We start from the raw sequence: 24,943 nt of genomic DNA, 5'->3' as shown, positions 1-24,943 counted from the left end.
GGATATCCCCTAAGTTGAAAGCCGGTGAGGCAAAAACAGCCGCCATTGTAGCGGCCAGCCGCCCACTTATCCACATGTAGGTTGCTCACAGGGCACCCAAAATCAATGCGTTAAGCGCAAAAAAGCCGACCAATGGTCTGTGCATAAGCTCTGTGGATAAGCGCCCCTAAGCTCGTTGTACAAGTGGGGTCGAAAGTCTGTGGGTAACTGGCCTGTGGATAACAACCCATTCCACGCACAGGTTATCCGACAGCGCAGCACAGGCAGAGCACCGTTTCTCCCCCTAGTTGTCATTCTCTGTACATCAGGTGGAATATGGGCTCAGAGCAGTTATCCACAGAGGATCGCCTCCCTAGCTTTTATAAGCTTTACAGAAAAGCTTTAAATAACTTCCTTCTTTATTTTTATATCTATGGCATTGCTCGTGAAAGCCGGGCGAGCCGAAAAGGCCCAATTGCCTGCAGAGATCTAATTAAAGGAAAAGCTGGTTGGAAATTGACCTAGAGGCTTGCTTTCTCTAGAATCGCCGGTCTCTTAAAACGGGGGCCATTCCGGCCCGTTGTGGACGAACCAGGTAACAACGCCATGAAACGTACTTTCCAACCAAGCACCATCAAACGCGCCCGTACTCACGGCTTCCGTGCTCGCATGGCCACCAAGAACGGCCGTGCTGTCCTGTCGCGTCGCCGCGCCAAAGGTCGTGCGCGTCTGGCAGTTTGATAATCCGGTACTGGTGGTGAGTCAGGACTTCAGTCGGGAAAAGCGTCTGCTAACCCCCCGGCATTTCAAGGCAGTCTTTGACTCCCCCACCGGCAAGGTTCCGGGGAAAAATCTCCTGCTCCTTGCGCGTAACAACGATCTGGATCACCCCCGCCTCGGGTTGGTGATCGGCAAGAAGAGCGTAAAGCTCTCCGTTGAGCGCAATCGCCTCAAGCGTCTGATGCGCGAATCGTTTCGCCTCCACCAGGAAACTCTGGTTGGTTGGGATATTGTTATCGTCGCGCGCAAAGGCTTGGGGGACGTAGAAAACCCCGAATTGATTCAGCATTTCGGCAAGCTCTGGAAACGTTTGGCGCGTACCCACAAGCCGGCACCAGCAGTCAGCACCGAAACTGTAGGGGTAGACAGCACCAATGCGTAAACTGGCCCTCGTTCCGATCCAGTTTTACCGTTATGCCATTAGTCCTCTGATGGCCGACCACTGTCGTTTCTACCCCAGTTGTTCCTGCTACGCGTTAGAGGCCATAGAAAATCATGGTCTTCTGCGCGGTGGCTGGCTGGCCTTTCGTCGTTTAGGCCGCTGTCATCCGTGGAATCCCGGTGGTTTTGACCCGGTTCCACCTATCCCTACCTCCCGTTCTTCTTCGATGGCCGAGTAATCATGGATATTAAACGCACGATCCTGATCGTCGCCCTGGCAATCGTGTCCTACGTCATGGTTCTTAAGTGGAACCAGGACTACGGCCAGGCTGCCCTGCCGACTCAGAATGTTGCTACCAATCAGGCTGCGCCGGCTATTCCGGACACCCCGTTGGGTAACAATGCGTCCGCGAGTGCCGATGTTCCCAGCGCGAATGGCGAGACAAGCGCCCCTCTAGAAACGCCAGTGGTCACCAACAAAGACCTCATCCACGTGAAAACGGATGTGCTCGACCTGGCTATCGACCCACAAGGTGGTGATATCGCGCAGTTGAAACTGCCGTTGTATCCACGTCGCCAAGACCATCCGGATGTGCCGTTCCAACTGTTCGATAACGGTGGTGAACGCACTTATCTGGCACAAAGCGGCCTGACCGGCACTGACGGTCCGGATGCTCGTGCTACCGGTCGTCCGGTTTATTCGACCGAACAGAAGACTTATCAACTGGCTGATGGCCAGAACCAGTTGAACGTTGACCTGAAATTCAGTCAGGACGGCGTCAACTACATCAAGCGTTTCAGCTTTACCCGCGGTTTGTACGATCTGAAAGTCACCTATCTGATCGACAACGAAAGCGCCAAGCCATGGAGCGGCAACCTGTTTGCCCAGCTCAAGCGTGACAACAGCGCCGATCCGTCTTCCAGCACTGCTACCGGCACCGCGACTTACCTGGGCGCTGCCCTGTGGACAAGTAGCGAGCCGTACAAAAAAGTGTCGATGAAAGATATCGACAAGGGCGCGCTGAAAGAAACCGTACAAGGCGGCTGGGTTGCCTGGTTACAACACTACTTCGTGACCGCATGGATCCCGAACAAGGGTGAAGCCAACCTGGTTCAAACCCGCAAAGACAGCCAAGGCAACTACATCATTGGTTTTACTGGCCCGGCGTTGACCGTCGCACCAGGCGCCAAGGCTGAAACCAGCGCCACGCTGTATGCCGGCCCGAAAAGCCAGGCTGTGCTGAAAGAGTTGTCCCCAGGTCTGGAACTGACTGTGGATTACGGCATTCTGTGGTTCATTGCCCAGCCAATCTTCTGGCTGCTGCAACATATCCACAGCATTGTAGGTAACTGGGGCTTCTCGATCATCTTGCTGACCATGCTGATCAAGGGGATCTTCTTCCCTCTGTCGGCCGCCAGCTACAAATCGATGGCACGTATGCGTGCCGTGGCCCCGAAACTGGCCGCGCTGAAAGAGCAACATGGCGATGACCGGCAGAAAATGTCGCAAGCCATGATGGAGCTGTACAAGAAAGAGAAGATCAACCCGCTGGGTGGATGCTTGCCGATTCTGGTGCAGATGCCGGTATTCCTGTCGCTTTACTGGGTACTCCTGGAAAGCGTGGAAATGCGCCAGGCTCCGTTCATGCTGTGGATAACTGACCTGTCGATCAAAGACCCGTTCTTTATCCTGCCGATCATCATGGGCGCGACCATGTTCATCCAGCAGCGCTTGAACCCGACTCCGCCGGATCCGATGCAGGCCAAAGTGATGAAAATGATGCCAATCATCTTCACCTTCTTCTTCCTGTGGTTCCCTGCTGGTCTGGTGCTGTACTGGGTCGTCAACAACTGCCTGTCGATCTCTCAACAGTGGTACATCACACGTAAAATCGAAGCGGCTACCAAAAAAGCTGCGGCGTAATTTACTCTGTGGATAACCACTCAAGACGCCCCCTAGTGGGGCGTTTTGCTTTCCGTCACTTTTGTTCTGGAACCTGCTGATGAGCGCTCCTCGTGAAACCATCGCTGCTGTCGCTACCGCTCAAGGTCGCGGCGGCGTCGGTATCGTTCGAATTTCCGGGCCGCTCGCCGGTTATGCGGCCCAGGCCATCAGCGGCCGCGAGTTGAAACCGCGCTACGCCCACTACGGCCCCTTTCTGGACGCCGATGCGACCGTGCTGGATGAAGGCCTGGCGCTGTATTTTCCCGGGCCCAACTCGTTCACCGGCGAAGACGTGCTTGAATTGCAAGGGCACGGCGGTCCAGTCGTGCTGGATATGCTGCTGCAGCGCTGCCTGCAATTGGGTTGCCGCCTGGCGCGTCCGGGGGAGTTCAGCGAGCGGGCTTTTCTCAATGACAAACTCGATCTGGCCCAGGCTGAAGCCATTGCCGACTTGATCGAGGCGAGTTCTGCACAGGCCGCGCGCAATGCATTGCGTTCGTTGCAGGGTGCATTTTCGTTGCGTGTGCATAACCTGACCGAGCAATTGATCAGCTTGCGCATCTACGTCGAGGCAGCGATTGATTTTCCGGAGGAGGAAATCGACTTCCTCGCCGATGGGCACGTCCTGGCCATGCTCGACAAAGTCCGCGATGAGTTATCCACAGTGCTGCGCGAAGCCGGGCAGGGGGCTCTACTGCGCGATGGCATGACCGTGGTGATCGCGGGACGGCCAAATGCCGGCAAGTCGAGTCTGCTCAATGCCCTGGCAGGTCGCGAGGCGGCCATCGTTACCGAGATCGCCGGCACCACCCGGGATATCTTGCGCGAACATATCCACATCGACGGTATGCCGCTGCATGTGGTCGACACTGCAGGTCTGCGCGATACCGACGACCAGGTCGAAAAGATCGGTGTAGAGCGCGCACTCAAGGCCATCGGCGAAGCGGACCGCGTGTTGTTGGTGGTGGACGCCACCGCGCCGGAGGCTGTGGATCCTTTTGCCTTGTGGCCGGAATTTCTCGAGCAACGGCCGGACCCGGCCAAGGTCACCTTGATTCGCAACAAGGCCGACCTGACCGGCGAAGCTATTGCCATGGAAACCAGCGAGGATGGCCATGTCACCATCAGCCTGAGTGCGAAGTCGGCCGGCGATGGCCTGGAGCTGCTGCGCGACCACCTCAAAGCCTGCATGGGCTATGAGCAAACCTCGGAAAGCAGCTTCAGTGCACGTCGCAGGCACCTGGAGGCGCTGCGCCACGCCAGCGCGGCGCTGGAGCACGGTCGGGCGCAACTGACCTTGGCGGGGGCAGGGGAGCTGCTGGCTGAGGATTTACGTCAGGCACAGCAGCTGCTGGGCGAGATCACCGGTGCATTCAGTTCGGATGATTTGCTGGGACGGATTTTTTCAAGCTTCTGCATCGGCAAATAGCCCAGTTATCCACACATCCCATGAGAACCGGCTTGCCGGCAAAAACGCCCTGAAGAACGCCTGAGTTCTTCAGGGCTACTGTGCGCCTTTACCAGTTATAGGAAACCGTCCCAAGCAGCGTCCGACTGTCGCCCCAGTAGCAGCGACCTGCATCGTTGCAACCGGATACATATTCCTTGTCGAACAGATTCTTCGCGTTCAGATCCACCGACCAGTGTTTGTCTAGCTGATAACCGATCGCCGCATCCACCAATGTCACGCTTCCGGCATCCAATTTCCCGTACAGCGTCGGCGCGGTGTAGGAGAAAGTGCTATCGAAGTAGCGCACTCCGCCACCCAGGGACAAGCCCTTGAGCTGGCCATCCAGAAAGCGGTACTTGCCCCACACCGACGCCTGGTTACGTGGCACCCCGGTCATCTGATGCCCTTCGACCAGTGAAGTGGCGGAATCCTTGGTAATCCTTGCATCGGTATAGGTGTAGGCCGCAGTGACATTCAAGTTCGGCGTAAGGTTGCTGTTGATTTCCACCTCCGCCCCTTTGGCGCGGCTTTCGCCCACTTGGCGATAGCTGTTGGTGGTGGCATCAAGGTAGGTGTCATCCTGCTTGCGCAGGTCATACACCGACAGCGTCATGGCGGTGTCCCAGCCAATCGGCTCGTACTTCACACCCACTTCGTACTGGCTGCTGGTGATCGGCTTTAACGGTGAACCCGCGTTGGAAATCTGCTGCACCGGGACGAAGGCGGTGGAGTAGCTGACATACGGCGTCACGCCGTTGTCGAACTGGTACATCACTCCGCCCTGGTACGTGAACTTCTTGTCTTCGGAGCCTGTGTTGCTGGCCTTGTTCACCTTGTCGCGAAAATCACTCTCGACCCAATCCTGGCGACCGCCGAGCAGGAACAGCCAGTGGTCGTATTTGCTTTGGACCTGTGCATAAACGCCTTTCATCTGCTGTTCGAGCAGGGTGTTCTGTACCGCGATCGGGGTGAGCGGGTCGCGCAGGTACACCGGGTTATACACATTGATGGTGCCGGCGAAGCCCGCATCCCAGTCCTGATTGAACGAGGTGCGGTCGTAGCTGGCGCCAACCAGCAGGGTGTTTTCCAGGTCACCGACCTGGAATTTGCCTTCGAGCTGGTTATCCAGGGAATACACCATCGACTTGTTGTAGCGGTCGTAGGCGGTCATGTTCAACTGGGTGCCGAAGCCGCGATTGTTCAGCGCGCCGGGCCAGGTTTCATGGCGGTTGATGCGCGACTGCATGTAGCGCGAGTTCTGGCGGAACTGCCAATCGTCATTGAAGCTGTGGCTGAACTCGTAACCGGCGCTCCAGGCTTCGCGCTCGAACGTGTTCCAGTCCGGGTCGCCGAGCATGGTGTGTTTGGACAGCTTGCCGTTCGGGTTTTTCAGTAAAGTGCCGGCCGCGGGTAGGCCCAGTTCCAGATTGGTGTGGTCCTTCTGGTAGTTGGTCAGCAGCGTCAGGGTGTTGTAGTCATCAATGTTCAGGGTCAGGGAGGGCGCGATGTACAGGCGATCATCGGGCACGTGGTCAGTCTGGGTGTCGGATTTTCGACCGAGCATGACCACGCGGCCCAGGACGTTGCCACTGTCATTGAGTGGCCCCGAGATATCCACACCCAGCTGGCGCCGATTGTTGGAGCCGTAACCCAATTGCACTTCGCCTTGGGGCGTGGCGGTGGGGTGTTTGCTGACCAGGTTGACCAACCCGCCCGGCGCGTTTTCCCCATAGAGCAGAGAAGAAGGGCCGCGGAAAATCTCTACGCGCTCCAGGCCATACGGTTCACTGGTGGTGTCATACCGATTGCCCTGTACCCGAAGGCCATCGCGCAGCAGGCCGTAGCCATAATCCGTGGCATTGAAACCACGAATGAAAAACAGGTCGCCCGCGAGGCTATCACCGGCAGCAAACGGTGGCGCGAAGATCCCCGGTACATACCCCAGCACCTCCGTCAGCGTCTGCGACTTCTGGTCCTTGATGCGTTGGCCTGTGACCACCGATACCGAGCGCGGGGTTTCCGACAGCGCAGTGCTGGTTTTGGTACCGACGCGGCTGTTTTGCGCCTTGTAGCCAACATCACCGGCAATGTCCTGATTGAAACCGGCCTGTTGATAAGTGCTGACGGTGGTCGGCGCGAGCGTCAATGGCCCATCTTGCGAAGCCTGAAGTACATAGCTTCCGGGCGCCTGTGTTACGGCTTGCAACCCCGAGTTTTGCAGCAATAGCGCAAAGCCTTGATCCACCGAATAGTCACCTTCCAGCCCCGGCGTATTCAAGCGCGCGGTCTGCTGGGGTGAGAAGGACAAGATCACGTTGGCCTTGGCGGCAAATTGGCTCAACGCTGCGTCAAGGGGCCCGGCGGCAATGGTGTAATGCTGCGCAGCACTGGCTGCCAGGGCGCTTGTGGACAAAAAGACACCGGCGGTGGCGGCCGTGGACAGCAGTAAACCGTAGGTCATGCCGTGGTAAGAGAGTTGCTGGCGGAGTTTAGCGGGAAGGCGCATAGGTGGATAAGCCCTGAAGGTAGCGTCGTGATTACCCGTAGGGCCGGGCCAAGTAAAAAAAAGATAACCCCCCTGTGGATTATTTTTTTCGCTCAACCCACGCGTGTCACCGAAACCCAATAGCGAGTGAAATATTTCACCTGGATAGGCAGAGTAGCTTGCAGGTTAGCCAGTACTGCATCGGTGGAATCGAGGCGGAACGTGCCGGAAACCCGCAGAGGCGCCGAGGCCGGATCGCACTGCAGAACACCTGAGCGATAGCGTGCCAGGTCGTCGATCAGATCCCCAAGTCGCGCATCCAGGACGATCACTTGGCCATCGACCCAAGCCGCCTGGGTCCGGCGATAGGCGTGGTTGGGGCCGACATTTTCCCGGTCGAAGTCAGCGCTTTCGCCGGCAGCCAGCAGCCGAGTGCGATCGGGTTGGTCTGCAGGCGAGATACTCACTCGGTCTTCCAGCACCCCCACTCGCGTCGAATCCGCCAGTTGGCGCACGGTAAACCTCGTTCCCAATGCCTGAACTCGGCCCTGGCGGGTTTCAATATAAAAGGGCGCTTGCCCACCCAGTTTTCCGGTGTGGATAAGCACTTCACCTTCGCGCAGGCGGATCAAACGCTGGCGCCCATCAAACACCACATCAATGGCGGTGCTGGTGTTGAGGTCTATTTGAGTGCCATCGGCCAGTTCGATCCTTCGCCGTTCGCCGACGCGTGTGCGGTAGTCCGCCCACACATTGCCCAGGGAAGGCGCGTGTTGAACATTCCAGCCCAGGTAGCCGGTGCCGCCCAGCACCAGCATCCACTTGAGCACCTGCCGCCGTTGCTGCGTGGCCGATAAGGCGCGGCGGGTGAAATCCTGAGGCAGGGCACCCAGGCTGCGTTGCAATTGCTCCATCTGGTTCCACGCTGCCAGGTGTGCCGGGTCATCATTGAGCCATTGTTGCCAGGCATAGTGCTCAGCCGGCGTTGGAGGTTGCGACTGAAAATGCACATACCAAGTGGCAGCAGCTTCGAAGACCTTTCGATCGGGGGCAACCATTACAGGCTGGCCATGATCAGTGAACACTCGGTAAGCGCGCGGATCATGTGTTTCTTCACGGTGGTCAGGGACACCTGCAACTGATCGGCGATCTGTTGATAAGTCAGGCCTTCGATCTGCGACAGCATGAAAATTCGCCGGGCCCGATCGCCCAGGTCAGCCAGGGCCTTATCCACAGCTACCAGCGTTTCAATGATGATGGCCTTGTCTTCTTCACTGATGGCGACAGCTTCAGGGCGCTCAGCCAACGACTGTTGATACGCGCGTTCAATCGCATGCCGGCGATAACGATCAATGACCAAGCCCCTGGCAATGGTTGCCAGGTAGTCCCTGGGTTCGAGGATCTGCGCCGCATCGCGCCCGCCCAAGATACGCACGAAAGTATCGTGTGCCACATCGGCTACATCGCAAGCGTTGTGCAATTTACCTTTGAGCCATCCCTGCAGCCACGAATGGTGATGCTCATAGATGTGCTGGACTGCAGCCGTGTGTGAAGGAGGCATAGGGCGCGTTAAGGCAGGTTAATGATAATCGCTATTATTAACTGCGCCGTCGACTTCTCACAATAGCTCTCTTTTTGCAGCATTCCTTACTGCGTTCAAAAAACGCGGTGGCTTCGTCGTGGGTGAAATACACGATATCTGTGGATTAAGCCCTGTGAATAACCGCCCCTGTGCCCAGTTGATAACAGGGCTTGAAACCTGAGTAAAAACCCCCTTGTGGATAACCACCTGTTTAATCCACAGGCTTAAAGTACTTATCCAACGGCCTCATTGGCACATGACCACAGACTTTTGAATCGCTGTACACAACGTAAATAGAGGCCTGTATAGATCTATCCACAGAAAGTAGGCTCAGTAGAAATAAACATAAAAACAAAGATCTTATAAACTTCTCTCTTTTAATTTCTATTGTCTGTGATTCATCCACAGCTGGTTAAATTTTGTGCAAAGGGTTCTTTAGGAAGGGCTAAGTCCCTATACTTGCCGCCAAAGCTCTAAAACTCTTTCAACAATCAATTCCTGATTACCTACATAAGCAGGCACGAGGTGCGTGGTGGATTTCCCTTCCCGTTTTGAAGTGATCGTCATCGGCGGCGGTCATGCCGGTACCGAGGCAGCACTGGCCTCAGCACGCATGGGTGTAAAAACCCTGTTGCTGACGCACAACGTGGAAACCCTCGGTGCCATGAGTTGCAACCCCGCCATTGGTGGGATCGGCAAAAGCCATCTGGTCAAGGAAATCGATGCCCTTGGCGGTGTGATGACCATGGCTACCGACAAAGGTGGCATTCAATTTCGCGTGCTCAACAGCCGCAAAGGCCCAGCCGTTAGGGCTACCCGGGCACAAGCTGACCGCATCCTCTACAAGGCCGCGGTGCGTGAAACCCTGGAAAACCAGCCGAACCTGTGGATATTTCAGCAAGCAGCGGATGACCTGATCGTCGAACAAGATCAGGTACGCGGTGTTGTCACCCAAATGGGCCTGCGTTTCTTCGCAGAATCCGTGGTGCTGACCACCGGTACCTTCCTCGGCGGACTTATCCACATTGGCATGCAGAATTATTCGGGCGGCCGCGCCGGTGATCCGCCGTCGATTGCCCTGGCAAAACGCCTGCGTGAATTGCCGTTGCGTGTCGGCCGCCTGAAAACCGGGACCCCGCCGCGTATCGACGGGCGTTCTGTGGATTTCTCGGTGATGACCGAACAAGCCGGCGATACGCCAATCCCGGTGATGTCGTTCATGGGCTCCAAAGAACAGCACCCGAAACAGGTCAGCTGCTGGATTACCCACACCAACGCCCGCACCCACGAAATCATTGCCGCGAACCTCGACCGTTCGCCGATGTATTCCGGTGTGATCGAAGGCATTGGCCCGCGTTATTGCCCATCGATTGAAGACAAGATTCACCGCTTTGCCGACAAGGAGAGCCACCAGGTTTTCATCGAGCCCGAAGGCTTGACCACCCACGAGCTGTACCCGAACGGGATTTCCACATCTTTGCCGTTCGACGTGCAAATCCAGATCGTGCAATCGATTCGCGGCATGGAAAACGCGCACATCGTGCGTCCGGGCTACGCCATCGAGTACGACTACTTCGACCCGCGTGACCTGAAATACAGCCTCGAAACCAAAGTGATCGGCGGCCTGTTTTTCGCCGGGCAGATCAACGGCACCACCGGTTACGAAGAAGCCGGCGCCCAAGGTTTGCTGGCCGGAACCAACGCGGCACTGCGCGCGCAAGGCAAAGACAGCTGGTGCCCGCGCCGCGACGAGGCGTACATCGGTGTATTGGTCGATGACCTGATTACTCTCGGGACTCAGGAACCGTACCGGATGTTTACGTCCCGGGCCGAATACCGCCTGATCCTGCGTGAAGACAACGCCGACCTGCGCCTGACCGAAAAAGGCCGCGAGCTGGGCTTGGTCGATGACGCACGCTGGGCCGCCTTCTGCAAAAAACGCGAAAGCATCACGCTGGAAGAGCAGCGCCTGAAAAGTACCTGGGTTCGCCCCGGCACCGAGCAAGGCGACGCGATTGCCGAAAAATTCGGCACGCCGCTGACCCACGAATACAACTTGCTGAACCTGCTGTCCCGCCCGGAAATCGACTACGCTGGCCTGGTTGAAGTGACCGGTCACGGTGCCGAAGACCCACAAGTCGCCGAGCAGGTTGAGATCAAGACCAAATACGCCGGTTACATTGACCGCCAGCAGGACGAGATCGCCCGCTTGCGCGCCAGTGAAGACACCAAGCTGCCTGTGGACATCGACTACACCGGGATTTCCGGGCTGTCGAAAGAAATCCAAAGCAAGCTGGGGATAACTCGGCCGGAAACACTCGGCCAGGCTTCACGTATTCCTGGGGTCACGCCGGCAGCTATTTCGCTGTTGATGATTCATTTGAAAAAACGCGGCGCGGGCCGTCAGTTGGAGCAAAGCGCTTGAGTTCGTTGGTCACCTCGCAACACGCCGAAGAGTTATCCACAGGTGCACGCCAGTTGGGCGTGGACCTGACCGATGCACAGCACGAATTGCTGCTGGGCTATCTGGCCCTGTTGATCAAATGGAACAAGGCTTACAACCTGACAGCAGTGCGCGACCCGGACGAAATGGTCTCGCGCCACCTGCTCGACAGCCTCAGCGTGATGCCGTTTATCGAAAACGGCCGTTGGTTGGACGTTGGCAGCGGCGGCGGCATGCCTGGCATTCCGCTGGCCATCCTGTTTCCAGAGTCGCAAGTGACGTGTCTGGACAGCAATGGCAAGAAAACCCGCTTCCTGACCCAGGTCAAACTCGAACTCAAGCTGGATAACCTGAATGTTATCCACAGTCGCGTCGAAGCCTTCGTGCCTGAACAGCCTTTCTACGGGATTGTTTCCCGGGCATTCAGCAGCATGGAGAACTTCAGCAACTGGACCCGCCACTTAGGCGACCGCGACACCCGTTGGCTGGCAATGAAGGGCGTTCATCCAAGCGACGAGCTGTTAGCATTGCCGGCAGACTTCCACCTCGATAGCGAACACGCCTTGGCCGTACCCGGTTGCCAAGGCCAACGCCATCTGCTGATACTGCGCCGCACGGCATGATTGGGAACACAAGCAAGAATGGCTAAGGTATTCGCGATAGCGAACCAGAAAGGTGGCGTGGGCAAAACCACCACCTGCATCAACCTCGCAGCATCCCTGGTCGCTACCAAGCGCCGGGTGCTGTTGATCGATCTCGATCCACAGGGCAACGCCACCATGGGTAGCGGTGTGGATAAACACGGCCTGGAAAACTCGGTCTACGACTTGCTGATTGGCGAGTGCGACCTGGCCCAGGCCATGCACTATTCCGAGCACGGCGGTTATCAACTGCTGCCGGCCAACCGCGATTTGACCGCGGCCGAAGTGGTGCTGCTGGAAATGCAGATGAAAGAAAGCCGTCTGCGCAGCGCCCTGGCGCCGATCCGCGAGAATTACGACTACATTTTGATCGACTGCCCGCCGTCGCTGTCGATGCTGACGTTGAACGCCTTGGTAGCAGCCGATGGGGTGATTATCCCCATGCAGTGCGAGTACTTCGCGCTCGAAGGCTTGAGTGACCTTGTGGATAACATCAAGCGTATCGCAGAGTTGCTTAACCCGAACCTGCAAATCGAAGGCCTGTTGCGGACCATGTACGATCCGCGCCTGAGCTTGATGAATGATGTGTCGGCCCAGCTCAAGGAACACTTTGGCGATCAGCTTTACGACACGGTGATCCCACGTAACATCCGTTTGGCCGAAGCGCCAAGCTATGGCATGCCCGCGCTGGCGTACGACAAGTCATCCCGCGGCGCCATTGCCTACCTGGCACTGGCCGGCGAGATGGTTCGCCGTCAACGCCGCAACTCACGCACCGCTGCAGCCCAGCCAACTTAAGGAATCCCCATGGCCGTCAAGAAACGAGGTCTCGGACGTGGACTGGATGCACTGCTGAGTGGTCCGACTGTCACTTCGCTTGAAGAACAAGCCGTGCAGGCCGACGAGCGCGAGCTGCAGCACCTGCCGCTGGACCTGATCCAGCGCGGCAAATACCAGCCGCGCCGGGACATGGATCCCCAGGCACTGGAAGAACTGGCCAATTCGATCAAGGCCCAAGGCGTGATGCAGCCGATCGTGGTGCGCCCGATTGGCGGCGGCCGCTTTGAGATCATCGCTGGCGAACGCCGCTGGCGCGCCAGCCAGCAGGCCGGCAAGGACACCATCCCGGCGATGGTGCGCGATGTGCCGGACGAAACTGCGATCGCCATGGCGTTGATCGAGAACATCCAGCGTGAAGACCTCAATCCCATCGAGGAAGCAATCGCCCTGCAGCGCTTGCAGCAGGAATTCAAACTGACGCAGCAGGAAGTCGCGGATGCGGTGGGCAAGTCCCGCGTGACCGTGTCCAACCTGTTGCGCCTGATCGCGCTGCCGGAAGTCATCAAGACCATGCTGTCCCACGGCGACCTGGAAATGGGTCATGCCCGTGCTTTGCTCGGTTTACCGGAAAATCAACAGGTTGAAGGGGCGCGACACGTTGTCGCACGCGGCCTCACCGTTCGTCAGACTGAGGCGTTGGTTCGCCAGTGGCTCAGCGGCAAACCTGCACCGGTCGAAACGGCCAAACCTGATCCGGATATTGCGCGCCTCGAGCAGCGCCTGGCCGAGCGGCTGGGCTCTGCGGTGCAAATCCGCCACGGCAAGAAAGGCAAAGGACAATTGGTCATCGGGTATAACTCACTCGATGAGCTTCAGGGCGTCCTTGCCCACATCCGCTGAAACATTTGCTTATGTAGCGCGCGATCGGAAAACACTACCCGACAGTTGAATAGGGGCTGAACCGCCCCTATACTCTGCGCGCATTTTGTCGGCACAAATTATGCCAAGTTATTGATTCTCGGCAGCCGACCATTGAGGAGCAAGAGTGATGGAAACCCGCACGCCAAACACGTTGCCGTTCCATCGCTTGGCCGTTTTCCCGGTTTTATTGGCTCAATTTGTCATTTTGCTGATCGCCGCATTGGCGCTTTGGTATTGGCATGGAGTCGTAGCCGGATATTCAGGACTCTGCGGAGGCCTGATAGCCTTGCTGCCCAATATGTATTTTGCTCACAGGGCCTTTCGGTTTTCCGGCGCCCGAGCAGCCCAGGCTATCGTCCGGTCTTTTTATGCCGGCGAAGCAGGGAAACTGATTTTGACGGCAGTGCTGTTTGCACTGACCTTTGCAGGTGTGAAGCCATTGGCGCCGCTGGCTGTATTCGGCGTCTTCGTGTTGACCCAACTGGTCAGCTGGTTCGCTCCCCTGCTAATGAAAACAAGACTTTCGAAACCTTAGGGCGTTTGAGGCAACCATGGCAGAAACAACCGCTTCGGGCTATATCCAGCACCACTTGCAGAACCTGACCTTTGGTCAGCTTCCCAACGGCGGCTGGGGCTTCGCCCACACCGCAGCAGAAGCCAAAGAAATGGGCTTCTGGGCATTCCACCTGGATACTCTGGGTTGGTCTGTCGCATTGGGTCTGATCTTCGTCCTGATTTTCCGCATGGCGGCAAAGAAGGCGACTTCCGGTCAGCCGGGTGCTTTGCAGAACTTCGTTGAAGTATTGGTCGAATTCGTCGATGGCAGCGTGAAAGACAGCTTCCATGGCCGTAGCCCGGTGATTGCACCGCTGGCACTGACCATCTTCGTCTGGGTGTTCCTGATGAACGCCGTCGACCTGATTCCGGTCGACTGGATTCCTCAGCTGGCCATCCTGATCACCGGCGATCACCACATTCCATTCCGTGCGGTTTCCACCACGGACCCTAACGCCACCCTGGGCATGGCCCTGTCGGTGTTTGCGTTGATCATTTTCTACAGCATCAAAGTCAAGGGCATCGGCGGCTTCATCGGCGAACTGACCCTGCACCCGTTCGGCAGCAAGAACATCTTTGTTCAAGCCCTGCTGATCCCGGTGAACTTCCTGCTGGAGTTCGTAACGCTGGTCGCCAAGCCGATTTCCCTGGCTCTGCGACTGTTCGGCAACATGTATGCCGGCGAGCTGGTGTTCATTCTGATCGCTGTGATGTTCGGCAGTGGTCTGCTCTGGCTTAGCGGCCTGGGCGTAGTTCTGCAGTGGGCGTGGGCTGTGTTCCACATCCTGATCATTACCCTGCAGGCCTTCATCTTCATGATGCTGACCATCGTCTACCTGTCGATGGCGCACGAAGAGAACCATTAAGACCAGTCTCGACTAGTCTGATGTCCTTCCCGGTAACACGGGAAGGTGGGCCCTACCGGGCTATGAAACGATTTGTTTTACCGCTTTAAAATCTAAAAAACCTAAACCATACGACGTAAAAGTCGGGAGGAAAGATGGAAACTGTAGTTGGTCTAACCGCTATCGCTGTTGCACTGTTGATCGGCCTGGGCGCCCTGGGTACTGCCATTGGTTTCGGCCTGCTGGGCGGCAAATTCCTGGAAGGCGCAGCGCGTCAGCCAGAAATGGTTCCAATGCTGCAAGTTAAAATGTTCATCGTCGCCGGCCTGCTCGACGCCGTGACCATGATCGGCGTTGGTATCGCTCTGTTCTTCACCTTCGCGAACCCTTTCGTTGGTCAACTCGCTGGCTAATCACTCGAATTTTTCGAGTTGATTGGGGTGATGGACAACGAATGAGCGAGGTGTTGGCGTGAACATTAATGCAACCCTGATTGGCCAATCCGTTGCGTTCTTCATTTTTGTAGTGTTTTGCATGAAGTTCGTGTGGCCTCCGGTCATCGCGGCTTTGCACGAACGTCAGAAGAAGATCGCAGACGGCTTGGACGCTGCCACCCGTGCAGCTCGCGACCTGGAGTTGGCCCAAGAGAAAGCGGGTCATCAACTGCGCGAAGCTAAAGCACAGGCAGCTGAAATCATTGAGCAAGCCAAGAAGCGCGGTAACCAGATCGTCGAAGAGGCTGTTGATAAAGCCCGCGTCGAAGCTGACCGTGTGAAGGCTTCGGCTCATGCCGAGATCGAACAGGAACTGAACGGCGTCAAAGACGCGCTGCGTGCCCAACTGGGTGCTCTGGCGGTCGGCGGTGCTGAGAAGATCCTCGGTGCCACAATCGATCAAAACGCGCACGCGGAGCTGGTTAACAAACTGGCTGCTGAAATTTAAGCGAGGGCGATCATGGCAGAACTGACCACGTTGGCCCGACCTTACGCTAAGGCAGCCTTCGAGCACGCCCAGGCCCACCAGCAGCTGGCCTCTTGGTCAGCCATGCTCGGCCTGGCTGCAGCAGTGTCGCAAGACGACACCATGCAGCGCGTGCTCAAGGCCCCGCGCCTGACGAGCGCAGACAAGGCCGCCACTTTTATTGAAGTGTGCGGCGACAAGTTTGATGTGAAAGTGCAGAACTTCATCCACGTCGTTGCCGAAAACGACCGTCTCTCGCTATTGCCGGAGATCGCCGCTCTGTTCGACCTGTACAAGGCCGAAGAAGAGAAGTCGGTAGACGTTGAAGTGACCAGTGCTTTTGCATTGAACCAAGAACAGCAAGACAAACTCGCCAAGGTTCTCAGTGCACGACTCAATCGGGAAGTGCGCCTGCAAGCTTCGGAGGACGCATCCCTGATTGGGGGTGTTGTTATCCGTGCCGGCGACCTGGTTATCGATGGCTCGATTCGCGGCAAAATCGCGAAACTTGCCGAAGCATTGAAATCTTGAGTTTGAAGGGGCAGCAGAGCAATGCAGCAACTCAATCCTTCCGAAATAAGTGAAATTATCAAGGGCCGCATCGACAAGCTCGATGTGACCTCCCAAGCCCGTAACGAAGGCACTGTCGTCAGCGTATCTGACGGCATCGTGCGGATTCACGGTCTGGCCGACGTAATGTACGGCGAGATGATCGAGTTTCCGGGCGGCGTCTACGGTATGGCCCTCAACCTGGAGCAAGACTCCGTAGGTGCCGTTGTATTGGGCGCGTACACCAGTCTGGCTGAAGGCATGAGCGCCAAGTGCACAGGCCGCATCCTGGAAGTTCCGGTTGGTAAGGAACTGCTGGGTCGCGTAGTCGACGCACTGGGTAACCCTGTTGACGGTAAAGGTCCACTGGGCAACACCGAGACCGACGCGGTCGAGAAAGTTGCTCCAGGCGTGATCTGGCGTAAGTCGGTAGACCAGCCTGTACAGACTGGCTACAAGGCTGTCGATGCCATGATTCCGGTCGGCCGTGGCCAGCGTGAGCTGATCATCGGTGACCGTCAGATCGGTAAAACCGCTCTGGCGATCGACGCGATCATCAACCAGAAAGACAGCGGCATTTTCTGCGTCTACGTAGCCATTGGTCAGAAGCAATCGACCATCGCCAACGTGGTTCGCAAGCTGGAAGAAAACGGCGCCCTGGCCAACACGATCATCGTGGCTGCCAGTGCTTCGGAATCTCCTGCGCTGCAATTCCTGGCACCGTACTCCGGTTGCACCATGGGTGAATTCTTCCGCGACCGCGGTGAAGACGCGCTGATCGTTTATGACGATCTGTCCAAGCAAGCAGTGGCTTACCGCCAGATTTCCCTGCTGCTGCGCCGTCCACCTGGCCGTGAAGCTTACCCAGGCGACGTGTTCTATCTCCACTCCCGTCTGCTGGAGCGCGCATCCCGCGTATCCGAAGAGTACGTAGAGAAGTTCACCAACGGCGCAGTGACCGGCAAAACCGGTTCCCTGACCGCACTGCCGATCATCGAAACCCAGGCTGGCGACGTTTCCGCGTTCGTTCCGACCAACGTGATTTCCATCACCGACGGTCAGATCTTCCTGGAATCGGCCATGTTCAACTCCGGGATCCGTCCTGCTGTGAACGCCGGTGTTTCGGTATCCCGTGTGGGTGGTGCCGCTCAGACCAAGATCATCAAGAAGCTCTCCGGTGGTATCCGTACCGCTCTGGCTCAGTACCGTGAACTGGCGGCATTCGCCCAGTTCGCTTCTGACCTGGACGAAGCCACCCGTAAGCAACTTGAGCATGGTCAGCGCGTTACCGAGCTGATGAAGCAGAAGCAATACGCCCCAATGTCGATCGCTGACATGGCGTTGTCGCTGTATGCCGCTGAGCGTGGGTTCCTGACTGACGTCGAAATCACCAAGGTCGGCAGCTTTGAACAAGCGCTGATTGCTTACTTCAACCGCGATCACGCCGACTTGTTGGCCAAGATCAACGTGAAGGGTGACTTCAATGACGAAATCGACGCTGGCATGAAAGCCGGTATCGAGAAGTTCAAGGCCACCCAAACCTGGTAAGCCGCAGCGGGAGCCGCAAGGCTCCCGCTTGCTAACCTGATAGGTGTTACATGGCAGGCGCAAAAGAGATTCGCAGTAAGATTGCGAGCATCAAAAGCACGCAAAAGATTACCAGCGCCATGGAAAAAGTGGCGGTCAGCAAAATGCGCAAGGCACAAATGCGCATGGCTGCTAGCCGTCCTTATGCGGAACGTATCCGCCAGGTAATTGGGCATTTGGCCAACGCCAACCCGGAATACCGCCACCCGTTCATGATCGACCGCGCCGTTAAGCGTGTGGGTTATGTGGTAGTGAGCAGTGACCGTGGTTTGTGCGGTGGTCTGAATACCAACCTGTTCAAGGCCCTGGTCAAGGACATGGCGGTAAACCGCGAAAACGGCGTCGAGATCGATCTGTGTGTTGTTGGTAGCAAGGGTGCGGCCTTTTTCCGTAACTTCGGCGGTAACGTCGTTGCAGCTATCAGCCACCTGGGTGAAGAGCCGTCGATCAATGATTTGATCGGCAGTGTGAAGGTGATGCTGGATGCGTACCTGGAAGGCCGGATTGACCGCCTGTCCGTGGTATCCAACAAGTTCATCAACACCATGACCCAGCAGCCAACCGTGGAGCAATTGATTCCACTGGTGGCGACTCCGGATCAGGAACTCAAGCACCACTGGGACTACCTCTACGAACCAGACGCCAAAGAGCTGCTTGACGGCTTGATGGTGCGCTACGTGGAGTCGCAGGTGTACCAGGCGGTGGTCGAGAACAACGCAGCTGAACAAGCGGCGCGGATGATCGCGATGAAAAACGCTACCGATAACGCCGGTGATCTGATCAGCGATTTGCAGCTGATCTACAACAAGGCGCGTCAGGCTGCGATCACCCAAGAGATCTCGGAAATCGTCGGCGGCGCTGCCGCGGTTTAACGGTTCAAATATTCAGAGGATCCAGCTATGAGTAGCGGACGTATCGTTCAAATCATCGGCGCCGTTATCGACGTGGAATTTCCACGCGACAGCGTACCGAGCATCTACAACGCGCTGAAAGTACAAGGCGCGGAAACTACTCTGGAAGTTCAGCAGCAGCTGGGCGACGGCGTAGTTCGTACCATTGCGATGGGTTCCACCGAAGGCTTGAAGCGCGGTCTGGACGTTGTCGACACTGGCGCAGCCATCTCCGTACCGGTCGGTAAAGCGACCCTGGGCCGGATCATGGACGTACTGGGCAACCCGATTGACGAAGCTGGCCCGATCGACACCGAAGAGCGCTGGGGCATTCACCGTCCAGCACCTTCGTTCGCCGAACAAGCTGGCGGCAACGATCTGCTGGAAACCGGCATCAAGGTTATCGACCTGGTTTGCCCGTTCGCCAAAGGCGGTAAAGTCGGTCTGTTCGGTGGTGCCGGTGTAGGCAAAACCGTAAACATGATGGAACTGATCCGTAACATCGCCATCGAGCACAGCGGTTATTCCGTGTTCGCCGGTGTGGGTGAGCGTACTCGTGAGGGTAACGACTTCTACCACGAGATGAAGGACTCCAACGTTCTGGACAAAGTGGCACTGGTTTACGGTCAGATGAACGAGCCGCCGGGAAACCGTCTGCGCGTAGCACTGACTGGCCTGACCATGGCCGAGAAGTTCCGTGACGAAGGTAACGACGTTCTGCTGTTCGTCGACAACATCTACCGTTACACCTTGGCCGGTACTGAAGTATCCGCACTGCTGGGCCGTATGCCTTCGGCAGTAGGCTACCAGCCGACCCTGGCTGAAGAGATGGGCGTTCTGCAAGAACGTATCACTTCGACCAAAGAAGGTTCGATCACCTCGATCCAAGCGGTATACGTACCTGCGGATGACTTGACTGACCCGTCGCCTGCGACCACTTTCGCCCACTTGGACGCCACCGTCGTTCTGTCCCGTGACATCGCTTCCCTGGGTATCTACCCAGCGGTCGATCCACTCGACTCGACTTCGCGCCAGCTGGACCCGAACGTGATCGGCCAGGAGCACTACGACACCGCTCGCGGCGTTCAGTACGTGCTGCAGCGTTACAAAGAACTGAAGGACATCATTGCGATCCTGGGTATGGACGAGCTGTCGGAAGCCGACAAGCAGTTGGTAAACCGTGCTCGTAAGATCCAGCGCTTCTTGTCGCAGCCGTTCTTCGTGGCTGAAGTCTTCACCGGTGCTTCGGGTAAATACGTTTCCCTGAAAGACACCATTGCTGGCTTCAAAGGCATCCTCAACGGTGACTACGACCACCTGCCAGAACAAGCGTTCTACATGGTCGGCGGCATCGAAGAAGCGATCGAGAAAGCCAAGAAACTGTAATCCCGGCGCCCGGCAACGGGCGCTCATCAGGTTGAGGCAATCAGATGGCTATGACAGTCCATTGCGATATCGTCAGCGCGGAAGGGGAAATCTTCTCCGGTCTGGTAGAAATGGTGATTGCACACGGCGAACTCGGTGACCTGGGTATTGCCATGGGCCACGCGCCGTTGATCACCAGCTTGAAGCCAGGTCCGATCACGCTGACCAAGCAAGGCGGGGAAAAGGAGGTGTTTTACATCTCTGGTGGTTTCCTCGAGGTTCAGCCGAACATGGTCAAGGTACTTGCCGACACCGTGCAACGTGCTGGCGACCTGGATGAAGCCTCCGCTCAGGAAGCCGTCAAGGCTGCCGAGAAGGCCCTGAACGAAAAGGGCGCGGACTTCGACTACAGCGCTGCTGCTGTACGTCTGGCCGAGGCTGCAGCCCAGCTGCGCACGCTCCAGCAGATCCGCAAGAAGTAAGCGGCCCAGCCGTCATGCTTCATGTGCGATTGATTAAAAAGGGTAGCCTCGGCTACCCTTTTTCTTTTTTTGCAAAACACTTCTCTGGTCTGAAGCCGGACCGCCCAGGATTGGTAGCCATTCATGTCTCTTGAAATCGTTATCCTCGCCGCAGGCCAAGGCACTCGCATGCGTTCGGCCCTGCCCAAGGTGCTGCACCCGGTCGCGGGTAATTCCATGCTCGGCCATGTTATCCACAGCGCCCGGCAACTGGATCCCGAGCGGATTCACGTAGTGATCGGCCACGGCGCCGACGTGGTGCGTGAACGCCTGGCGGCGGATGACCTGAATTTCGTGTTGCAGGACAAACAGCTGGGCACCGGCCACGCCACCGCGCAGGCCGTGCCGTTCATCAGCGCCGACACAGTGCTGATCCTCTACGGCGACGTGCCGTTGATCGAAGTGGAAACCCTGCAACGCCTGCTCAAGCACGTCGTGCCCGGCCAAATGGGGCTGCTCACCGTCGAACTGGATGACCCCACCGGTTACGGCCGCATCGTGCGCGATGCGGGCGGCAAGGTGGCCGCTATCGTCGAGCACAAAGACGCCAGCGATGCCCAGCGCGCCATCACTGAAGGCAACACTGGGATTCTCGCGGTGCCGGCCAATAAGCTTGCTGACTGGATGAGCCGTCTGTCCAACAACAACGCCCAGGGCGAGTACTACCTCACCGACGTGATCGAAATGGCCGTGAGTGATGGCCTGCTGGTCGCCACCGAGCAGCCCCACGACCCCATGGAAGTGCAGGGCGCCAACGACCGCAAGCAGCTTGCTGAGCTGGAGCGTCATTACCAGCTGCGCGAAGGCCGCCGTCTCATGGCCCAGGGCGTGACTCTGCGCGATCCGGCGCGCTTCGACGTACGCGGTGAAGTCACCGTCGGCCGCGACGTGCTGATCGACATCAACGTGATCCTTGAAGGCCGCGTGATCATTGAAGACGACGTAGTGATCGGCCCGAACTGCGTGATCAAGGACAGCACCTTGCGCAAAGGCGTGGTGATCAAAGCCAACAGCCATATCGACGGTGCGGTGATGGGCGAGGGCAGCGATGCCGGGCCGTTCGCGCGTTTGCGTCCGGGCAGCGTGCTGGGGGCCAGGGCGCATGTGGGTAACTTTGTCGAATTGAAGAACGCGCGCATGGGCGACGACGCGAAGGCCGGCCACCTGGCTTATTTGGGCGATGCGGTGATTGGTGCTCGCAGCAACATCGGTGCGGGTGCGATCACGTGCAACTACGACGGTGCGAACAAGTATCAGACGACGATTGGTGAGGATGTATTTATCGGCTCGAATAACTCGCTGATTGCCCCCGTGACTATCGGCGACGGGTCCAACACTGCCGCGGGCTCAACCATCAACCAGGATGTGGATAAGTCTCAACTGGCCGTAGCCCGCGCCCGTCAGCGCAACATCGACGGCTGGAAACGCCCGGTCAAAATCAAAAAGACCTGAGTTATCCACAATCAATATGGGAGGGGCTTGTCCCCGATGGCGGTAGATCAGTCAGCTTACGAATCGACTGACACTCTGCTATCGGGGGCAAGCTCCCTCCCACATTTGCAGTGTGGTGGGCTTAAAAATTTTGTTCGCGCTGCTTGACGATCTTTCGCCAATAGGTTTTGATTGCCTTCGTTATCTTTCGAAACGAAACTTATCATCACCATGTCGAAACGAAATACTCCCCAACGACGCCACAACATCCTGACCTTGCTCAATGAACAGGGCGAAGTCAGCGTGGACGAATTGGCCAAGCGTTTCGAAACGTCGGAAGTCACCATCCGCAAGGACTTGGCCGCGCTGGAAAGCAATGGCCTGTTGCTGCGCCGCTACGGTGGCGCCATCACCATGCCTCAGGAGCTGGTGGGCGACGCCGCCCAACCCATCTCGGCTTACAAGCGCGCCATCGCACGTGCGGCCGTGATGCGCTTGCGTGAACACGCGCGCATCATCATCGACAGCGGCAGCACCACCGCCGCCATGATCCCCGAGCTGGGCCATCAGCCCGGCCTGGTGGTGATGACCAATTCCCTGCACGTGGCCAGCGCCTTGAGCGAGCTTGAACACGAACCGGTGCTGCTCATGACCGGCGGCACCTGGGACCCGCATTCGGACTCGTTCCAGGGCCAGGTGGCCGAGCAAGTGCTGCGCTCCTACGACTTTGATCAACTGTTCATCGGTGCCGACGGCATCGATCTGCAGCGCGGTACCACCACCTTCAACGAACTGCTGGGCCTGAGCCGCGTGATGGCCGAGGTCGCCCGTGAAGTGGTGGTGATGGTCGAGTCCGACAAGATTGGCCGCAAGATTCCCAACCTGGAACTGCCCTGGAGCAGCGTCCATACCCTTATTACCGATGATCGCCTGCCGCTTGAGGCCCGCGACCAGATCCAAGCCCGCGGCATTACGCTGATATGCGCGGCAATCATCTAGGAGAAAACCATGTGTGGAATTGTAGGCGCAGTCGCTGAACGCAACGTCACCGCCATCCTGCTTGAAGGCCTCAAGCGCCTGGAATACCGCGGCTACGACAGCGCCGGTGTGGCGGTCTTTACCAACGCCGGCAAGCTTGAGCGTATGCGTCGCCCGGGCAAGGTCAGTGAGCTGGAGCAAGCCCTGCTCGGCGAGCCGCTGGTTGGCCGTCTGGGCATTGCCCACACCCGTTGGGCCACCCACGGTGCGCCGTGCGAACGCAATGCCCACCCGCACTTCTCCGGTGACCTGGCGGTGGTGCACAACGGCATCATCGAGAACCACGAAGTGCTGCGCGAGCAGCTCAAAGGCCTGGGCTACGTGTTCACCTCGGACACCGACACCGAAGTCATCGCCCACCTGCTGAACCACAAGCTCAAGGACCTCGGCGACCTGACCGTCGCCCTCAAGGCCACTGTTAAAGAGCTGCACGGCGCCTACGGCCTGGCCGTGGTCAGCGCCAGCCAGCCAGACCGCGTGGTCGCCGCGCGCAGTGGCAGCCCGTTGGTGATCGGCCTGGGCCTGGGCGAAAACTTCCTTGCTTCCGACCAACTGGCGCTGCGCCAGGTGACTGACCGTTTCATGTACCTGGAAGAAGGCGATATCGCCGACATCCGTCGCGAAAGCGTGGCGATCTGGGACGTCAACGGCAACTCCGTCGAGCGCGAAGCCGTGCAATACCGCGACGGCGCCGAAGCCGCTGACAAAGGCGAATTCCGCCATTTCATGCTCAAGGAAATCCACGAGCAACCGTCTGTGGTGCAACGCACCCTGGAAGGCCGCCTGAGCCAGAGCCAAGTGTTGGTCAACGCCTTCGGCCCGCAAGCTGCCGAGCTGTTTGCCAAAGTGCGCAATGTGCAGATCGTCGCCTGCGGCACCAGCTACCACGCCGGCATGGTTGCGCGTTACTGGCTCGAAGAACTGGCCGGCATCCCGTGCCAGGTCGAAGTCGCCAGCGAGTTCCGCTACCGCAAGGTGGTGGTGCAACCCGACACCCTGTTCGTGACCATCTCCCAGTCCGGCGAAACCGCTGACACCCTGGCGGCCCTGCGCAACGCCAAAGAGCTGGGCTTCCTCGCCAGCCTGGCGATCTGCAACGTCAGCATCAGCTCGCTGGTGCGCGAATCCGACCTGACCCTGCTGACCCAGGCCGGTCGCGAAATCGGCGTGGCTTCCACCAAAGCCTTCACCACCCAGCTGGTTGGCTTGTTGTTGCTGACCCTGTCCCTGGGCCAAGTCCGCGGCACCCTCGCCGAAGGCGTCGAAGCCACGCTGGTCGAAGAACTGCGCCGCCTGCCAACCCGCCTGGGCGAAGCCCTGGCCATGGACAGCACCGTGGAAAAAGTCGCTGAACTGTTCGCCGACAAAAACCACACCCTGTTCCTCGGCCGTGGCGCGCAATACCCGGTGGCGATGGAAGGCTCGCTCAAGCTTAAGGAAATCTCCTACATCCACGCCGAAGCCTACCCAGCCGGTGAGCTGAAACACGGCCCACTGGCCCTGGTGGATGATGACATGCCAGTGGTCACCGTCGCGCCGAACAACGAACTGCTGGAAAAGCTCAAATCCAACCTGCAGGAAGTGCGCGCCCGTGGCGGCCAATTGATCGTGTTCGCCGACGAAAAAGCCGGCATGACCAACGCCGAAGGCACCCACGTCATCAACATGCCGCACATCCACGACACCCTGTCACCGATCCTCTACACCATCCCGCTGCAGTTGCTGTCCTACTACGTTGCCGTGCTCAAGGGCACCGACGTGGACCAGCCGCGTAACCTGGCGAAGTCGGTGACGGTGGAGTAATACGTTGGACTC

Annotated in this window: 24 protein-coding genes; 21 read left to right on the top strand and 3 right to left on the bottom strand. The window is 57.8% G+C overall.

Annotation, left to right across the window (positions count from 1 at the left end; all coding sequences use genetic code 11):
* Positions 1 to 585: 585 nt before the first annotated feature.
* From rpmH to mnmE, 5 genes are all read left to right on the top strand, one after another.
* Entirely contained in the window at positions 586 to 720 is a 135-nt protein-coding gene (gene rpmH, locus AB5I78_RS29380; protein ID WP_003213577.1) for a 50S ribosomal protein L34, read from the top strand.
* Between the two features lie 16 nt (positions 721 to 736).
* On the top strand, positions 737 to 1,141 hold the full coding sequence (gene rnpA / locus AB5I78_RS29375; protein WP_218570655.1) for a ribonuclease P protein component: 405 nt from the start codon (positions 737 to 739) through the stop codon (positions 1,139 to 1,141).
* Complete coding sequence (gene yidD / locus AB5I78_RS29370) at positions 1,134 to 1,379, top strand: membrane protein insertion efficiency factor YidD (protein WP_073636650.1); 246 nt, start codon at positions 1,134 to 1,136, stop codon at positions 1,377 to 1,379. The genes rnpA and yidD overlap by 8 nt, the downstream gene beginning before the upstream one ends.
* Before the next feature lie 2 nt (positions 1,380 to 1,381).
* Positions 1,382 to 3,064 (top strand): membrane protein insertase YidC, encoded by a 1,683-nt coding sequence (yidC, locus tag AB5I78_RS29365; protein WP_242200580.1) that lies wholly within the window; start codon positions 1,382 to 1,384, stop codon positions 3,062 to 3,064.
* 79 nt (positions 3,065 to 3,143) lie between these two features.
* On the top strand, positions 3,144 to 4,514 hold the full coding sequence (gene mnmE / locus AB5I78_RS29360) for a tRNA uridine-5-carboxymethylaminomethyl(34) synthesis GTPase MnmE (protein ID WP_106575971.1): 1,371 nt from the start codon (positions 3,144 to 3,146) through the stop codon (positions 4,512 to 4,514).
* 88 nt (positions 4,515 to 4,602) lie between these two features.
* Here the strand turns inward: mnmE and AB5I78_RS29355 are convergent, their stop codons facing one another.
* The 3 genes from AB5I78_RS29355 to AB5I78_RS29345 all read right to left on the bottom strand — a co-directional run bounded on the left by AB5I78_RS29355 (position 4,603) and on the right by AB5I78_RS29345 (position 8,581).
* Positions 4,603 to 7,041, bottom strand: coding sequence for a TonB-dependent siderophore receptor (locus AB5I78_RS29355; RefSeq protein WP_369302779.1), 2,439 nt, complete (start codon positions 7,039 to 7,041; stop codon positions 4,603 to 4,605).
* Positions 7,042 to 7,133: 92 nt separating this feature from the next.
* A complete protein-coding gene (locus AB5I78_RS29350; protein WP_369302780.1) occupies positions 7,134 to 8,078 on the bottom strand; it encodes a FecR domain-containing protein in 945 nt (314 codons plus the stop codon).
* Positions 8,078 to 8,581 (bottom strand): sigma-70 family RNA polymerase sigma factor, encoded by a 504-nt coding sequence (locus AB5I78_RS29345; protein WP_369302781.1) that lies wholly within the window; start codon positions 8,579 to 8,581, stop codon positions 8,078 to 8,080. Before AB5I78_RS29345 ends, AB5I78_RS29350 begins: the two co-directional genes overlap by 1 nt.
* A gap of 553 nt (positions 8,582 to 9,134) precedes the next feature.
* Between AB5I78_RS29345 and mnmG the strand changes: the two genes are divergently transcribed.
* The 16 genes from mnmG (at position 9,135) to glmS (ending at position 24,931) form a co-directional block, all read left to right on the top strand.
* Positions 9,135 to 11,027 carry a tRNA uridine-5-carboxymethylaminomethyl(34) synthesis enzyme MnmG gene (mnmG, locus tag AB5I78_RS29340; protein ID WP_369302782.1) on the top strand — a complete coding sequence of 631 codons (1,893 nt, stop codon included), beginning with the start codon at positions 9,135 to 9,137 and terminating at the stop codon, positions 11,025 to 11,027.
* Positions 11,024 to 11,668, top strand: coding sequence for a 16S rRNA (guanine(527)-N(7))-methyltransferase RsmG (gene rsmG / locus AB5I78_RS29335; protein WP_369302783.1), 645 nt, complete (start codon positions 11,024 to 11,026; stop codon positions 11,666 to 11,668). Before mnmG ends, rsmG begins: the two co-directional genes overlap by 4 nt.
* An 18-nt stretch (positions 11,669 to 11,686) precedes the next feature.
* On the top strand, positions 11,687 to 12,484 hold the full coding sequence (locus AB5I78_RS29330) for a ParA family protein (RefSeq protein WP_017477894.1): 798 nt from the start codon (positions 11,687 to 11,689) through the stop codon (positions 12,482 to 12,484).
* 9 nt (positions 12,485 to 12,493) lie between these two features.
* Positions 12,494 to 13,366, top strand: coding sequence for a ParB/RepB/Spo0J family partition protein (locus AB5I78_RS29325; RefSeq protein WP_094949087.1), 873 nt, complete (start codon positions 12,494 to 12,496; stop codon positions 13,364 to 13,366).
* 148 nt (positions 13,367 to 13,514) lie between these two features.
* Complete coding sequence (locus AB5I78_RS29320) at positions 13,515 to 13,922, top strand: F0F1 ATP synthase subunit I (protein WP_010565865.1); 408 nt, start codon at positions 13,515 to 13,517, stop codon at positions 13,920 to 13,922.
* Positions 13,923 to 13,938: 16 nt separating this feature from the next.
* On the top strand, positions 13,939 to 14,808 hold the full coding sequence (atpB, locus tag AB5I78_RS29315; protein WP_017848936.1) for a F0F1 ATP synthase subunit A: 870 nt from the start codon (positions 13,939 to 13,941) through the stop codon (positions 14,806 to 14,808).
* 134 nt (positions 14,809 to 14,942) lie between these two features.
* Positions 14,943 to 15,200, top strand: coding sequence for a F0F1 ATP synthase subunit C (gene atpE / locus AB5I78_RS29310; protein WP_002555987.1), 258 nt, complete (start codon positions 14,943 to 14,945; stop codon positions 15,198 to 15,200).
* A 58-nt stretch (positions 15,201 to 15,258) separates the two neighbouring features.
* A complete protein-coding gene (locus AB5I78_RS29305; RefSeq protein WP_016970692.1) occupies positions 15,259 to 15,729 on the top strand; it encodes a F0F1 ATP synthase subunit B in 471 nt (156 codons plus the stop codon).
* Between the two features lie 12 nt (positions 15,730 to 15,741).
* Entirely contained in the window at positions 15,742 to 16,278 is a 537-nt protein-coding gene (locus AB5I78_RS29300) for a F0F1 ATP synthase subunit delta (protein WP_145158401.1), read from the top strand.
* 21 nt (positions 16,279 to 16,299) lie between these two features.
* The gene (gene atpA / locus AB5I78_RS29295; protein ID WP_017135120.1) at positions 16,300 to 17,844 is read left to right on the top strand and encodes a F0F1 ATP synthase subunit alpha; all 1,545 of its coding nucleotides are present in this window, start codon (positions 16,300 to 16,302) and stop codon (positions 17,842 to 17,844) included.
* A gap of 50 nt (positions 17,845 to 17,894) precedes the next feature.
* Positions 17,895 to 18,755 (top strand): F0F1 ATP synthase subunit gamma, encoded by an 861-nt coding sequence (gene atpG / locus AB5I78_RS29290; RefSeq protein ID WP_003233565.1) that lies wholly within the window; start codon positions 17,895 to 17,897, stop codon positions 18,753 to 18,755.
* A gap of 27 nt (positions 18,756 to 18,782) precedes the next feature.
* A complete protein-coding gene (gene atpD / locus AB5I78_RS29285) occupies positions 18,783 to 20,159 on the top strand; it encodes a F0F1 ATP synthase subunit beta (RefSeq protein WP_017135118.1) in 1,377 nt (458 codons plus the stop codon).
* Between the two features lie 44 nt (positions 20,160 to 20,203).
* Positions 20,204 to 20,620 (top strand): F0F1 ATP synthase subunit epsilon, encoded by a 417-nt coding sequence (locus tag AB5I78_RS29280; protein ID WP_003177061.1) that lies wholly within the window; start codon positions 20,204 to 20,206, stop codon positions 20,618 to 20,620.
* A gap of 123 nt (positions 20,621 to 20,743) precedes the next feature.
* The gene (gene glmU / locus AB5I78_RS29275) at positions 20,744 to 22,111 is read left to right on the top strand and encodes a bifunctional UDP-N-acetylglucosamine diphosphorylase/glucosamine-1-phosphate N-acetyltransferase GlmU (protein WP_369302784.1); all 1,368 of its coding nucleotides are present in this window, start codon (positions 20,744 to 20,746) and stop codon (positions 22,109 to 22,111) included.
* A 210-nt stretch (positions 22,112 to 22,321) separates the two neighbouring features.
* Complete coding sequence (locus AB5I78_RS29270) at positions 22,322 to 23,089, top strand: DeoR/GlpR family DNA-binding transcription regulator (protein WP_106575964.1); 768 nt, start codon at positions 22,322 to 22,324, stop codon at positions 23,087 to 23,089.
* 9 nt (positions 23,090 to 23,098) lie between these two features.
* Positions 23,099 to 24,931, top strand: coding sequence for a glutamine--fructose-6-phosphate transaminase (isomerizing) (gene glmS, locus AB5I78_RS29265; protein ID WP_369302785.1), 1,833 nt, complete (start codon positions 23,099 to 23,101; stop codon positions 24,929 to 24,931).
* Positions 24,932 to 24,943 lie beyond the last annotated feature (12 nt).

This window comes from Pseudomonas sp. N2-3-1-14 (genome assembly GCF_041228395.1).
In the GTDB taxonomy this organism is placed as follows: domain Bacteria; phylum Pseudomonadota; class Gammaproteobacteria; order Pseudomonadales; family Pseudomonadaceae; genus Aquipseudomonas.
Note: the sequence above shows the minus strand (reverse complement) of the source record. Positions and strands in the feature narration are given on the sequence as shown.

What these genes read in the sequence shown, in the direction of transcription:
- AB5I78_RS29300 (WP_145158401.1), top strand. Translation starts at nt 15,742, where the DNA reads ATGGCAGAACTGACCACGTTGGCCCGACCTTACGCTAAGGCAGCCTTC.
- AB5I78_RS29330 (WP_017477894.1), top strand. Translation starts at nt 11,687, where the DNA reads ATGGCTAAGGTATTCGCGATAGCGAACCAGAAAGGTGGCGTGGGCAAA.
- atpA (WP_017135120.1), top strand. Translation starts at nt 16,300, where the DNA reads ATGCAGCAACTCAATCCTTCCGAAATAAGTGAAATTATCAAGGGCCGC.
- rpmH (WP_003213577.1), top strand. Translation starts at nt 586, where the DNA reads ATGAAACGTACTTTCCAACCAAGCACCATCAAACGCGCCCGTACTCAC.
- AB5I78_RS29325 (WP_094949087.1), top strand. Translation starts at nt 12,494, where the DNA reads ATGGCCGTCAAGAAACGAGGTCTCGGACGTGGACTGGATGCACTGCTG.
- yidC (WP_242200580.1), top strand. Translation starts at nt 1,382, where the DNA reads ATGGATATTAAACGCACGATCCTGATCGTCGCCCTGGCAATCGTGTCC.
- atpG (WP_003233565.1), top strand. Translation starts at nt 17,895, where the DNA reads ATGGCAGGCGCAAAAGAGATTCGCAGTAAGATTGCGAGCATCAAAAGC.
- atpB (WP_017848936.1), top strand. Translation starts at nt 13,939, where the DNA reads ATGGCAGAAACAACCGCTTCGGGCTATATCCAGCACCACTTGCAGAAC.
- AB5I78_RS29280 (WP_003177061.1), top strand. Translation starts at nt 20,204, where the DNA reads ATGGCTATGACAGTCCATTGCGATATCGTCAGCGCGGAAGGGGAAATC.
- AB5I78_RS29345 (WP_369302781.1), bottom strand. Translation starts at nt 8,581, where the DNA reads ATGCCTCCTTCACACACGGCTGCAGTCCAGCACATCTATGAGCATCAC.
- AB5I78_RS29350 (WP_369302780.1), bottom strand. Translation starts at nt 8,078, where the DNA reads ATGGTTGCCCCCGATCGAAAGGTCTTCGAAGCTGCTGCCACTTGGTAT.
- glmS (WP_369302785.1), top strand. Translation starts at nt 23,099, where the DNA reads ATGTGTGGAATTGTAGGCGCAGTCGCTGAACGCAACGTCACCGCCATC.
- atpD (WP_017135118.1), top strand. Translation starts at nt 18,783, where the DNA reads ATGAGTAGCGGACGTATCGTTCAAATCATCGGCGCCGTTATCGACGTG.
- mnmE (WP_106575971.1), top strand. Translation starts at nt 3,144, where the DNA reads ATGAGCGCTCCTCGTGAAACCATCGCTGCTGTCGCTACCGCTCAAGGT.
- atpE (WP_002555987.1), top strand. Translation starts at nt 14,943, where the DNA reads ATGGAAACTGTAGTTGGTCTAACCGCTATCGCTGTTGCACTGTTGATC.
- AB5I78_RS29270 (WP_106575964.1), top strand. Translation starts at nt 22,322, where the DNA reads ATGTCGAAACGAAATACTCCCCAACGACGCCACAACATCCTGACCTTG.
- glmU (WP_369302784.1), top strand. Translation starts at nt 20,744, where the DNA reads ATGTCTCTTGAAATCGTTATCCTCGCCGCAGGCCAAGGCACTCGCATG.
- yidD (WP_073636650.1), top strand. Translation starts at nt 1,134, where the DNA reads ATGCGTAAACTGGCCCTCGTTCCGATCCAGTTTTACCGTTATGCCATT.
- AB5I78_RS29320 (WP_010565865.1), top strand. Translation starts at nt 13,515, where the DNA reads ATGGAAACCCGCACGCCAAACACGTTGCCGTTCCATCGCTTGGCCGTT.
- AB5I78_RS29355 (WP_369302779.1), bottom strand. Translation starts at nt 7,041, where the DNA reads ATGCGCCTTCCCGCTAAACTCCGCCAGCAACTCTCTTACCACGGCATG.